Origin of the sequence: Flavobacterium sp. HJ-32-4 (genome assembly GCF_022532105.1) — a bacterium.
Classification (GTDB): Bacteria; Bacteroidota; Bacteroidia; order Flavobacteriales; family Flavobacteriaceae; genus Flavobacterium.
In genome coordinates this window covers 1,165,664-1,177,533 of record NZ_CP092832.1, presented here as the reverse complement: position 1 = coordinate 1,177,533, position 11,870 = coordinate 1,165,664, and the positions used below count along the sequence as shown (strand labels likewise).

The window sequence follows — 11,870 nt, the reverse complement described above, 5'->3', positions numbered from 1 at the left end:
TGTGATAATTATCACAAATTATGCAATGTTTTCGACCGTCTCGATCTGCGGTGCAAACTTCTTGATGGTCGTTTCAACCCCCGCGCGAAGCGTCATTTGGTTGACACTACAGGCGGTGCAGGCCCCTTCCAGGCGCACTTTGACGTGTTTTTCGTCTTCGATGCGGATGAGCTGGATGTCGCCTCCGTCCGATTTCAGGAACGGCCGGATTTCATCGAGCGCCTGCTGTACACTTAAGGTAAGTTCTTCTGTCGTCATTTCCGGATAGTTTGCGTTAGTTTTTCTTTACAGCCGAGCAGCCTGCCATCGTGGTGATCTTGATGGCTTCGGTGGGTGGAAGCGCGTCATTGCGGCGCACGGTTTCCTGCACGACATTGCGCGTCACTTCCTCAAAGATACTCTCGAGCGCCGAAGCGGTTTGCAAAGCGGCCGGACGTCCGTAATCGCCTGCCTCGCGAATCGACTGCACAATCGGGATTTCACCCAAAAACGGCACGCCCAGATCGGCGGCCAGGTTCTTGGCTCCTTCTTTTCCGAAGATATAGTATTTGTTCTCCGGCAGTTCTTCCGGTGTAAAATACGCCATGTTTTCGATGATACCCAGTACGGGTACGTTGATGCTTTCCGACTGGAACATCCCCACCCCTTTTTTGGCATCGGCCAGAGCGACCGCCTGTGGTGTACTTACCACAACGGCACCCGTAATCGGCAGCGATTGCATGATGGAAAGGTGGATGTCGCCTGTTCCCGGCGGCAGGTCGAGCAAGAGGAAATCAAGTTCGCCCCAATCGGCGTCGAATATCATTTGGTTCAGGGCTTTTCCTGCCATCGGACCCCGCCAGATGACGGCTTGTCCGGGCGCGGTGAAAAAGCCAATCGACAGGATTTTCACTTCATAGCTCTCGATGGGTTTCATCTTCGAGCGCCCGTCGACGGTCACTGAAATCGGCTTTTCGCTTTCCACGTCGAACATGATGGGCATCGATGGGCCGTAAATGTCTGCATCGAGTACGCCTACACGGAAGCCCATTTTGGCCAGTGTCACCGCCAGGTTAGCGGTAACGGTCGACTTGCCGACGCCTCCTTTTCCGGATGCCACCGCCACGATGTTCTGGATACCCGGAATGGATTTCCCTTTGATCTCCGGCTTCTCAGGTGCCTCGACTTTTACATTGACCTTGACTTTCGCCTTCTCGTATACTTTCTCATGGATGACTTTCATGATGTCGACTTCCGCCCGTTTACGGATGTGCAAGGCGGGTGTCGACAGCACCACTTCCACGACTACTTCATCACCAAATGTGAGCACGTTGCGTACGGCTCCGCTCTCAACCATGTTCTGGCCTTCACCCGCCACCGTGATGGTTTCGAGTGCCGCCATTATCTCTTTTCTGTCTAGTTTCATGTGGGGAGGCTGTGGATGAAACGGTTACAGCCCAAAACCTTATCCTTATTTAAACTGATTTCAGATTGCAAAGATACGGGGGAAAGTCATAAAGACCAAGTATCCTCAATAATAAAGAAATGTGGTTTACGAACGTAAGACCTTTTTTTAATCTTTAAGAAAATACCACCTCAAATGCTCGCTATCATCGATCATGCTACGGTCTTTTAAATAAGCTTTTAGAAAGCCCGTGTCAAATTGTCCTTTGTTGATGGTTCCATCAATTTCATTCGAGAAAAAGGTATAGCCGTCAATTTGGGCACGCACCCGGATCTTTGTTCGAAACGCTCCTTTGTAAGCAGGAACCGCCACAGTCAAAGCCGCGCCGGGAGGCAATTGCAATATACGTCTGTTGGACACGGAGGCAGTTCCACAAAATTCGGGAAGCTGTGGAACGAGGTGTTCAATCGGGCGCCACACACCGCTTTCGTCCTGGGCCTCCTGGAGAAGAAAACAGAGCCAACTCCAATTGAAATGGAGACTTTGGGAAACTGGCGTCACGTTGACTAGCCGTACTTCATTGACCCGGACAGGAACTTCCTTACACGCTTTGATTCCGGAGAAAAACGCCTGAATCGCGGATGTATCGCCTTCACTGCGGTATTTTTCAGCGTCTGCCTGGTTGAAAAACGGCCATGAAAGTCGTTTGAAAACAAAACCCGTCGCCGACCCCTTGCCTGTACGCAGTCGAAGCTCAAAAGGAGAATAGGACGCAGCGTATTCGGAATAATTAGGCGACCACTTCTTCATATAGTAACCATCCATATCAACAAAAAGGGGCAAGGGTCCATCACAGAAGCCCAGTTCAATCGACCGGAATCGCGGTTGTGACTCGAGCATTGAATCTGAATCGACGTAAAATCCGACTTCCGGCTCCTTATGGGCCAAAATCGGTTGTAACACCCTATGCTGTTTGGGTTCTTTACAGGACGATAAGCCACCCAAAACCACCAGAAGTATCCATCGGTTCATAATTCGTAAACGGGAAAAGCCCATTATTATTGGGCTTTTCTTAGATCAAAAAACGGCGCCGGTGAATTATTCGTACTTCAGGTATTTCAACACATCCACCCTAGTGGCCCGATACGCCCGTACCAACACGATCAGCAATGTGAGTGCGGTAAGCACCAGGAAGCCGGCCAGGAAGGGCACAAACGTGATGTCAATGCGATACGCAAAATCGTTCAGCCATTCCGCCAGCACGATGCGTGTGGGGAAAAACGCCAGTATAAATCCAATCCCGCAGAACACCAGGTACTGCTTTGACAAGGCCATGAGAAGGGATTTGGTGTCGGCACCGAGTGTCTTCCGGATGGCGATCTCCTTCATCCGGCGCTCCATCGAATACGAGGCGAGTGCAAACAGGCCAAAGAGCGCGATGACGATGACGGTGATGTTGAGCAACATGAACAGGTTCCGCTGCAACACGAACGACCGATAAGTACGGGCATATACCTTATCCACAAAATCATACTCGAAAGGATAACCGGGAGACACAGTGGTTTTCCATAGTTTCTCAAGTCCTGCCACCACCGATTCCGTTTTTTCCGGGTCGATCCGGATGTAGAAGCGATTGGCATTTCCCGCCATCCAGTCGACGGTTTTGAAGTGCATGAATACCATTGGCTTGATCGGGGCCGTCATGGAATTGGTATGGAAATCTTTCGCAATCCCCACGATACGAAGGTGGTAGTTATTCCACTTCACGACCTTTCCGATCGGATTGGGCTCCCGCATCATCCGCAGCGCCGTTTCATTGACCAATATCGATTCGACGGTATCGGAGGCGAATTTCGGCGACAGGTCGCGTCCTTTCACCACATCAACCGAGAGGATGTCGAACATGCCAAAATCGGTTGCCATGTTTTCCCCCTGGATTTCGGTGTCGTTATAGGAAAAACTCGACGACGACGTAGCGCCTCCTTCAAAGTTAAACGCCCCTGCCGCTACGCCTTTCACACCGTCGATACGTGCAATTCGATCTTTGATAAGCGCCATCCGGGCGTTGATTTTTTGGATGTAAAGGGAATCGCGCCAATCGTACTCGTTCCGGAAGTTTACCTGCAACACTTGGTCACCGCGGAAACCCAGGTCCTTCGTCGACATATACGTAATCTGCTCGTTCACAATGTTCGACCCCACTATAAAAAAGGCGGCGATGGCAAACTGCAGCACCAGCATCCCGTTGCGCAACCACATGCCGTTGCGGCTGCGGCCGAAGTTTCCTTTCAGTACCTTCAGCGTCTGGAATTTCGACACATAAACTGCCGGGAAAATACCCGCAATGGCGACAACCAAGGTGAAGATGCCCACCAACTCCAACGCAAAAAGGGTGCCGGAAAGCGAGAGTTGCTTCTGTAAAAAGTCATTGTAATAGGGAAGCGCCAGTTCAACGATCGCGAGCGACATCAAAATGGCAAACGCCGTCAGGATCGCGGCTTCCATCAGGAACTGCCACACAATACCGGATCGGGTGCTGCCCAACACTTTGCGAACACCAACCTCCCGGGCCCGCGACAGCGCGTTAGCCGTCGTCATGTTCACATAATTCACGATCGACAGTACCAATATGAGGATGGACAGCGCCATCATGACCAACAGGAAGCGGTAATTGCCGGTTCCTTCCGGATACCCCTGCACGATGGAATGCAGGCGGGCGTCGGCCAATTTCTCAAGGATGACCGGGTTCTCGCGGCCTTCCTTTTTGATGTATTCCTCGGGCGTAATCCCCTCCGATTTGGCGTATTTTTTGGTGCGGTTCTCATAATACATCGCATCAAACGCCTTCTTTACTGAAGGAACTGCTGACGGGTCGTCAATCTGCAGCAGCAGGTTATAGCTGAAGTTACCCCAGTCATCTTTCGCTTCCCGAAGTCGTTGCTCAATGGTGTTGGCCACCAGGTCGGGTGCGATAGACGACTTACCCGGAATGCGATAGACGCCCTGCACCGTATAGGTCTGCTTCCCGAACGTCATGCGTTGGCCGAGTGCTTTTTCATCTCCAAAAAACCGATGTGCCAACGCTTCGGAAATGGCTACCGCGCTTTCATCGCGCAGGGCGGTCAGGGGATTACCTTCTACAAATTCGAATGGAAAGAACGAAAAGAAGTTGGCCTGCGCGGAAAGCGTCTTTTCCACCGTCTCGGTCTTTTTACCAACGGTCACTTTGTCGGAACCATACCCGCTGAAGTATACATACGATTGTACGTCTTTCGTGAACTGCATCAGGGTCGGGCCGGTAGGGGCGCTTGATACGGCCCATTTGTTCATATCGCCCAGGTCGTTGACGACCAGATAGGTGCTGTCTTTTTTCGGATTCCAGGCATCGTAGGCCGTTTCGTCGTTCCAATAGAGAATGGCGAAGAGGAGGCCGCTGATGCCGATCGAAAGTCCGAGTATGTTCAACGCCGTGAACAACTTGTTCTGGCGGAGCTGGTAGGTAAAGATGCGAAGCCAGTTGCGGATCATGATACGACGGGTTTACAGGGTGGAACAGGCGTATGCGGTGCATCGGGCATCACAACGGTTTTCTCAACAAGACACGGGGACCCGGGCGGCTCGATAGCCGGCGTATGGGCGAGGAATCCGTTCACGAGGGTGGACAGATACAGCAGGAATTTGAAGATAACGGCTACCATGGCTTATCGATTGGTGTCAAGGATGACGTCAATATGACGTTGGTTCTGTTTCTCAGAGAAGATGATACCGTCGCGGATCAGGATGGTTTTCTGGGAAAACGACGCATCGTGATCAGAGTGCGTCACCATCAGGATGGTCGCACCTTTCGCGTGCAGGTCAGTAAGCATCTCCATCACTTCCGAACCATTCTTACTGTCGAGGTTCCCGGTGGGCTCATCGGCAAGGATGATCTTCGGATCGTTCACGAGCGCCCGCGCTACGGCCACACGTTGCTGTTGCCCTCCCGACAATTGCTGGGGATAGTGTTTCAAACGATGGGAAATACCTAGTTTTTCGGCAATCGCGGCGACCTTTGCCTTCCGTTCCGGGGCACCCACTTTATTATATAGCAACGGCAATTCGATGTTATCGTAAACCGACAACTCGTCGATGAGATTGAAATTCTGGAAGATGAACCCGATGTTTTCCTTGCGTACGAGCGCACGTTCCGCCTCCTTCAGTCCGGCCATCTCATTGCCGAGTAGCATGTAACTGCCTGAAGTCGGACCATCGAGCAGGCCGACGATATTGAGGAGGGTCGACTTCCCACAGCCCGACGGACCCATAATCGAGATGAAATCGCCCTGTTCAATGGTCAGGCTGACGCCGTTGAGGGCGGTGGTCTCTACTTCTTCCGTGCGGAAAACGCGGGTGAGGTTCTGGATCTGGATCATGTTGAAGGAGTTAAGGATTGGGAAGGAATACAAAAATACGCGTCTTTCGACTGGCTTAGGACGGAAAACCGGCCGGGCGGATGCGGCAACAAGAAGATTAACTGTTTCATTTTTTGATGATGATTAAAGTAAAAACGGTGATGATTGATGATAAGGATGATTGATTGATGATTGAAACGGCTACTGAAGGTTCAGGATATCGGCCTCGGTGAAATCGCGATACGACGACGTAATGACGCGGTCGCCCGGCTTCAGGCCTTCGGTGATTTCGTAATAGTCGGGGTTCTCGCGGCCGACCCGGATGCTGCGGCGTTGGGCGGTAGCACCGTTGACGACGAAAATCCATTTGCCGGCGGTATCGGAATAAAAGCTGCCTTTCGGCACCACCAGCGACCGGCGACTGGCCGACAGCGTGAGCCTGACCCCGAAGCTCGTGCCCTGTTGCACCTGCGGCTGCGCCCCAACAAAGGCGAGTTCGACCGTGAAACGTCCGCCTTTTACTTCGGGCACCCGCTTGGTCACGACCACGGTTACGTCTTTCCCGGCCACATCGATATGCCCTTTTTGGCCCTCCGCGATTTTGTCGAGGTAGAATTCGTCGACTTCAGCCGTCAGCTTGTAGCCTTTTTTTAAGTCGATTTTGCCGAGCGTTTCACCGCCTCCATATTGTTTCCCGAGTACAGGCTCAAACGATGTCAGCGTACCCGATACCGGCGCCAATACCAGCAGGTTGTTCTTATTCGCCCGGATGATTGCGAGGCTTTTCTCCATCGTCGCCAGCGAACGGTTGATCTGCGCAATCTGGATGCGGTTACTGGCCTTCTCGCGTTTGATGCCCTCGAGAATCTGGTTGCGGCGCTCCGACTGGTAGCGGTAGGCTTCTTTGGTAATGTTCCAGTCATTGCGGGAAATCACGCCTTTGTCGAACAGCACGGAATTGAGGTCGTATAACCGTTTCGCTTCATTATAGTCGTGTTCGATGGAAGAAACGTCTTTCGTGAGGCTCAATTCCTGGTTGCGGATGTTGAGCTTGCCGTTGTTCAGGTTGTTCATCTGCTCGATGACCGCTGTTTCCTGGTTCATATAACTGAGTTCGGAATTGGGGTTATACAGTTTCACCAACGGTTGCCCTTTCTCAACGACGGAACCGTTTTCGGCAAAAATCTGTTGCACCGATCCACTTTCCAATACGTTTACAAGCATCGTCTGCAAGGGCTCGACCCGGGCATTGAACACGGTGAAATCTTCAAAGGGCTCAACCGAGGCCGTTTTGATCAGCACCTGACTCGCCAAGACGTCTAGTTCCCGCTTCCGTGAGAACGCCATCCACGTAAGGGCACCGAGCAATAAAATCACGGCAGCACCTATGGCTAAGAAGCGAATTTTTTTACTTTTACGAGGGATGACAGTGTCCATATTGCGATTTTGACTCTCCATTTTGGCAAAACCGTGCCAGTAAAAAAATAAAATGCAAGTAGTTGTTTTACAAGTCATTAATTCGATATTACGAAACGACGGGTGTCCATTTCCGGACACTAACCGTCCGCTTCCGAACAGTGGGATACGACCATGAGAAAAAAACAAGCGTGCATAGTGGTGGTAGACGACCAGGAAGAGATCCTTTTTGCGGCGAAAATGGCGCTCAAAAAACAGTTTGAGACCGTCCTGACCACTGCTAATCCAAAAGAATTATATGCGATTTTAGGTCATAATGCTGTCGATGTAGCGCTTATCGACATGAACTACCGCATCGGTTTTGAAGACGGGCGCGAGGGCATCCACTGGTTGAAGGAAATCGGGGAAAAGTCGCCTGAAACGGCGGTTATCCTGATGACGGCCTTCGGCAAAATAGAGACGGCCGTTGAAGGAATGCGGAAAGGTGCGTTCGACTATATCATGAAACCGTGGGACAACGACAAACTGCTGCTCACCGTCAACAATGCATTGGCTGAAAGCCGGAAGCGACAACGGAAACCGGTGACCTTCAGCGGGGAAAAACACTACTTCACGGGCACTTCCGACAAAATCCGACAGGCCTACGCCATAGCGGAAAAAGTGGCCAAAACCGACGCTAATGTCTTGTTATTGGGGGAAAATGGCACGGGAAAGTACGTCTTCGCCGAGCACATCCACCGGCAATCGCCCCGAAAAGACGCGCCGTTCGTGCACGTTGACCTGGGGTCGTTGAGCGATACGCTGTTTGAAAGCGAACTCTTCGGCTATGCAAAAGGGGCCTTTACGGATGCCAAGACCGATACACCCGGACGCTTTGAGGCGGCAGAGGGTGGCACGATCTTCCTCGATGAAATCGGCAATGTCCCCCTGCACTTACAGGCCAAACTGTTGTCGGTGTTGCAGACGAAATCAGTAGTGCGCCTGGGGGAAAGCAAACCGCGACCGCTGAATGTGCGGATCATCTCGGCAACGAATAGCGACATTCGAAAAGAGGTGCGGGAAAAGCAGTTCCGCGAAGACCTCTTCTATCGGATCAATACCATGGAAATCACCCTTCCGCCGCTGCGGGAACGCAAAGGGGATATTGTGCCGATGGCGGCATTCCTCCTCGCGGAAAAAGCGATGAAGTATGAAATGCCGGCTCTGACCTTTGCGCCGGAAAACCTGGAATGGCTCGAACGCTATCCGTGGCCGGGCAACATCCGGGAGATGGAAAACAAAATCGAACGCGCCGTGATCCTGAGCGACGGAAGCCCCATCAGCGTGCGTGACCTCGACATACTCGACTTCGTTCCCGTAGAGGCGGAAGAAACCGAAACAGGCCTCTCCGGACTAGAGCGCAACGCCATCGAACGCGCCTTGGCCAAACACGGTGGTAACGTTAGCCGGACGGCCGAAGAACTGGGGCTCTCGCGCGGCGCCCTCTACCGTCGACTCGAAAAATATGGCATCAATCCTGACCTGTCATGACGTCGGCTACACAGTTATTCCTCAGGGTACTATGGGTGGCACTGATGCTGGGCGGTTCAGGGCTGCTGTTTGGATACGGGTATCCATACACCGGATTATTACTATTCCTGTTTGCATTACTGGCACTGGCCGCTTTGTACCAGGCTATCCGCAGCCGCGCCCTGGTGTATGACAAAACGATAGAAGCCATCCTCCAAAACGACTTCTCGTCGCGCCTTCCGGCTTCGTATCGCACCGGAAATTATGCCACCCTCTACCGTCTTTTTGAAACGCAGCGGCAAAAACAACACGAACAGGTGTCGCGCGAAGAATTGTTCAGATCGATATTGCAGGACATTGATACCGCCATCCTCATCCTTCGGAAAGAAGACGATGACTGGACCGTCTTTCTGATGAACCGCCAATTCTCGGGCGTTTTCGGTGTTCCGGCCTTCCGGCAATGGACGATGCTGAAAGACCGGCTGCCCTCATTCTGCGCCGTCATCGAGAACAGTGGGTTTGGGGAGATGAAAACATCAGCCGATATCCGCATCGACGAAAGTGAAACACAGACTTTCTCCGTACGCACATCGAGAACCGATTCGTTTGGTCATACCTATTATAGTATCCTGCTTGACAGCATCCAATCGGTCGTCGAGAAAAAAGAAAAACAGGCTTGGATCAACCTGATGAACGTGATTTCACACGAACTGATGAACTCGCTGACGCCGATCCATTCGCTTTCGCAAAGCCTGCAGGAGGTGTTTTCAGGCGATACGATCACCGACGACGACCTCGACGACGTGCGGAAAAGCCTGTCGACGATTGCCAACCGCACCCAGCACCTGCAATCGTTTGTGGAAAACTACCGCAAACTGACACTGCTACCGTCGCCGGCGAAGGTGCCGACTTCCCTGCCCGAACTTATTTCCTCGTGCGTGAGCCTGATGCAACCCGTATTCGACAGTGAGGGCATCGCGGTTGAAACCGATATACCGACAGTTGTGATTGACCTTGACCGGCAACAGATGGAGCAGGTCATCATCAACCTCCTCACCAATAGCGTGCATGCGGTAAAAGACCAGGCGCCTAAAGCCATCCGGATTGCCTCTATCGCAGAGAACCACCGCCTCTATATCACCCTTTGGGATTCCGGAAAAGGGGTTGAAAAAGAAATACGCGACAAAATCTTCCAACCGTTTTTCACCACCCGTAAGGAGGGCGCGGGCATTGGGTTGACGTTGTCTCGCAACATCACCGAAGCGCATGGTGGCTACCTGCACTATGCCCCTGAAGGGGAAGGTGCACGTTTCGTGGTGACCCTCCCGTATCGGTAATTTAGTGGGGGTGCCAGAAATGCTGGTCGAAATCGACAACCTGGTTGTCTTCCACCCGGATGCCTTCGTTTTCGAGTAATTGTTGCATCAGGTTCGTGCCCTGGAAGTGGAATTTTCCGGTCAGCACACCATTGCGGTTGACCACCCGATGGGCGGGCACATCATCGCGACCCGCGCAGGCATTCATGGCCCAACCGACCATCCGGGCGGAACGGGCGGTGCCCAGGTGGTTGGCAATCGCGCCATACGAGGTGACTTTTCCCTCCGGGATGCGGCGTACGACTTCGTATACCTTTTCAAAAAAGTTCTCGTTATCGGCCATCAGTAATAGTATCGGATGATGTTGACGATGGTAATCAGGGAAATCAACAAGGTGATGGACCCGATGATGTAATTCATGTTGCGAAGAAGTCCGGCCGTGCGCGATTCAAGTTTGCTGAAAAACGCCACGTAACAGTAAAATCCGAAGAACGAACCCGTTGCGGTGCCGACCGAAAAGGTCGAGACAAACAGTTTCTCAAACGAAAAATAGTGGTACGTCGAAAGCGTCACACTCAGGAATACGTAAAACGGAATGGGGAAAAAGTTCAGTGCCGACAGCAACATCCCGAGGAAAAAACGGCTTTTCTTGCTTTTGAGTTTGGTGACTTCCCGCACCGGCTTCGGCTTTTGGGCGAAAAAGAAAAAATAGACCGTCAGCACCAAAAAGACCGCGAGTCCGACTTCCCTCAGCAAAATAACGACCCCCGGATGGGTATTGATATAACGGGCGAACAACAACGCCACCAGCGATTGCAATAACACCACCACGCTGGCCCCTGCGGCGAACACCAACGCCCGCACCTTGCCTTCGTTCAACGCCACCTTTGCGGCCGTCATGTTGATGAGTCCGGGTGGGGTGATGCCCAGTGTGGCCGAGGCAAAGCCGATAAAAAGCGGCGTGAGGTAATACATAATGATGGTGGATGGCGGGGATTGGAATGAGAGTCGAAAGTCGAAAGTTGAAAGTCAGAAAATGCAGCCGTAGCATGTAACAGGCCCGCGGCATGCAAATGCTAAGTTTCGAGACCGCCAGAACGCGATCGTCATGCTATCTCTTTCCTACTTGCTACTCGATCCTTGCTCCTTGATACTTGCTACTCGCTCCTCAACCCTAATGAATCCGAAACCGAATATACGTAATCGGTTTGTTAACTTCCAAATATTGCGACTCGTAAAATGTCTGTATTCCAGTAACTTCCGCCGGAGCGCCCTCGTTCCGGTAAATGTTGTGGTTGGCATACAAGACCTCGTGCCCGAGTCCGTGCAGCAGCCCCAGCGTATAACCATGCATGAATTCGCTATCGGTTTTCAGGTGCATGAGTCCGCCTGGCTTGAGGATTTTTTTATACCGCTCCAAAAACGACGCATTCGTCATCCGGTGCTTGGTGCGTTTGTATTTGATCTGCGGATCCGGGAAGGTGATCCAAATCTCATCGACTTCTGCTTCCGCGAAAGCGTATTCCACCAATTCGATCTGCGTCCGGAGGAACGCCGCGTTCCGGATGCCCGATTGCAATGCTTCCTTGGCCCCACGCCAGAAACGCGCGCCTTTGATGTCGATGCCGATGAAGTTCTTGTCGGGAAAACGCGACGCGAGTCCGACCGTGTATTCCCCTTTTCCGCATCCGAGCTCTAATACGATGGGGTTTTCGTTGCCGAAGAAATCGCGCCATTTGCCTTTGTGCGGAAAAGCACCGTTTACCATATCGTCGCGCGTGGGCTGGACGACGTTGTCGAAGGTTTCGTTTTCCTTAAAGCGCTTGAGTTTGTTTTTACTTCCCACAGGGATAA

General features: G+C 52.1%; 11 protein-coding genes. 2 read left to right on the top strand and 9 right to left on the bottom strand.

From position 1 onward, the window contains the following. Positions 1-18: 18 nt before the first annotated feature. The 6 genes from MKO97_RS04720 to MKO97_RS04695 all read right to left on the bottom strand — a co-directional run bounded on the left by MKO97_RS04720 (position 19) and on the right by MKO97_RS04695 (position 7,212). Positions 19-258, bottom strand: coding sequence for a NifU family protein (locus MKO97_RS04720; protein WP_241104918.1), 240 nt, complete (start codon positions 256-258; stop codon positions 19-21). 16 nt (positions 259-274) lie between these two features. After that, positions 275-1,405 carry an Mrp/NBP35 family ATP-binding protein gene (locus MKO97_RS04715; protein WP_241104917.1) on the bottom strand — a complete coding sequence of 377 codons (1,131 nt, stop codon included), beginning with the start codon at positions 1,403-1,405 and terminating at the stop codon, positions 275-277. 147 nt (positions 1,406-1,552) lie between these two features. Next, positions 1,553-2,194 carry a hypothetical protein gene (locus MKO97_RS04710; RefSeq protein WP_241104916.1) on the bottom strand — a complete coding sequence of 214 codons (642 nt, stop codon included), beginning with the start codon at positions 2,192-2,194 and terminating at the stop codon, positions 1,553-1,555. A gap of 288 nt (positions 2,195-2,482) precedes the next feature. Next, the gene (locus tag MKO97_RS04705; protein ID WP_241104915.1) at positions 2,483-4,912 is read right to left on the bottom strand and encodes an ABC transporter permease; all 2,430 of its coding nucleotides are present in this window, start codon (positions 4,910-4,912) and stop codon (positions 2,483-2,485) included. A 173-nt stretch (positions 4,913-5,085) separates the two neighbouring features. Beyond that, positions 5,086-5,796 (bottom strand): ABC transporter ATP-binding protein, encoded by a 711-nt coding sequence (locus MKO97_RS04700; protein WP_241104914.1) that lies wholly within the window; start codon positions 5,794-5,796, stop codon positions 5,086-5,088. A 180-nt stretch (positions 5,797-5,976) separates the two neighbouring features. Further along, entirely contained in the window at positions 5,977-7,212 is a 1,236-nt protein-coding gene (locus tag MKO97_RS04695; RefSeq protein ID WP_241104913.1) for an efflux RND transporter periplasmic adaptor subunit, read from the bottom strand. A 153-nt stretch (positions 7,213-7,365) separates the two neighbouring features. On the opposite strand from MKO97_RS04695, the gene MKO97_RS04690 reads away from it, so the two are divergent. After that, positions 7,366-8,721: a sigma-54 dependent transcriptional regulator gene (locus MKO97_RS04690; RefSeq protein ID WP_241104912.1), complete on the top strand. Its 1,356-nt coding sequence runs from the start codon at positions 7,366-7,368 to the stop codon at positions 8,719-8,721. Next, positions 8,718-10,037, top strand: coding sequence for a PAS domain-containing sensor histidine kinase (locus tag MKO97_RS04685; protein WP_241104911.1), 1,320 nt, complete (start codon positions 8,718-8,720; stop codon positions 10,035-10,037). Before MKO97_RS04690 ends, MKO97_RS04685 begins: the two co-directional genes overlap by 4 nt. A 1-nt stretch (position 10,038) precedes the next feature. On the opposite strand, the gene MKO97_RS04680 is transcribed toward MKO97_RS04685, so the two are convergent. The 3 genes from MKO97_RS04680 to trmB all read right to left on the bottom strand — a co-directional run bounded on the left by MKO97_RS04680 (position 10,039) and on the right by trmB (position 11,862). After that, complete coding sequence (locus MKO97_RS04680) at positions 10,039-10,359, bottom strand: MGMT family protein (protein ID WP_241104910.1); 321 nt, start codon at positions 10,357-10,359, stop codon at positions 10,039-10,041. After that, a complete protein-coding gene (locus MKO97_RS04675; protein WP_241104909.1) occupies positions 10,359-10,991 on the bottom strand; it encodes a lysine transporter LysE in 633 nt (210 codons plus the stop codon). Before MKO97_RS04675 ends, MKO97_RS04680 begins: the two co-directional genes overlap by 1 nt. Before the next feature lie 199 nt (positions 10,992-11,190). Continuing rightward, complete coding sequence (trmB, locus tag MKO97_RS04670; RefSeq protein WP_241104908.1) at positions 11,191-11,862, bottom strand: tRNA (guanosine(46)-N7)-methyltransferase TrmB; 672 nt, start codon at positions 11,860-11,862, stop codon at positions 11,191-11,193. Between the last annotated feature and the right edge of the window lie 8 nt (positions 11,863-11,870).

What these genes read in the sequence shown, in the direction of transcription:
- MKO97_RS04720 (WP_241104918.1), bottom strand. Translation starts at nt 258, where the DNA reads ATGACGACAGAAGAACTTACCTTAAGTGTACAGCAGGCGCTCGATGAA.
- MKO97_RS04715 (WP_241104917.1), bottom strand. Translation starts at nt 1,405, where the DNA reads ATGAAACTAGACAGAAAAGAGATAATGGCGGCACTCGAAACCATCACG.
- MKO97_RS04710 (WP_241104916.1), bottom strand. Translation starts at nt 2,194, where the DNA reads ATGAAGAAGTGGTCGCCTAATTATTCCGAATACGCTGCGTCCTATTCT.
- MKO97_RS04705 (WP_241104915.1), bottom strand. Translation starts at nt 4,912, where the DNA reads ATGATCCGCAACTGGCTTCGCATCTTTACCTACCAGCTCCGCCAGAAC.
- MKO97_RS04700 (WP_241104914.1), bottom strand. Translation starts at nt 5,796, where the DNA reads ATGATCCAGATCCAGAACCTCACCCGCGTTTTCCGCACGGAAGAAGTA.
- MKO97_RS04695 (WP_241104913.1), bottom strand. Translation starts at nt 7,212, where the DNA reads ATGGACACTGTCATCCCTCGTAAAAGTAAAAAAATTCGCTTCTTAGCC.
- MKO97_RS04690 (WP_241104912.1), top strand. Translation starts at nt 7,366, where the DNA reads ATGAGAAAAAAACAAGCGTGCATAGTGGTGGTAGACGACCAGGAAGAG.
- MKO97_RS04685 (WP_241104911.1), top strand. Translation starts at nt 8,718, where the DNA reads ATGACGTCGGCTACACAGTTATTCCTCAGGGTACTATGGGTGGCACTG.
- MKO97_RS04680 (WP_241104910.1), bottom strand. Translation starts at nt 10,359, where the DNA reads ATGGCCGATAACGAGAACTTTTTTGAAAAGGTATACGAAGTCGTACGC.
- MKO97_RS04675 (WP_241104909.1), bottom strand. Translation starts at nt 10,991, where the DNA reads ATGTATTACCTCACGCCGCTTTTTATCGGCTTTGCCTCGGCCACACTG.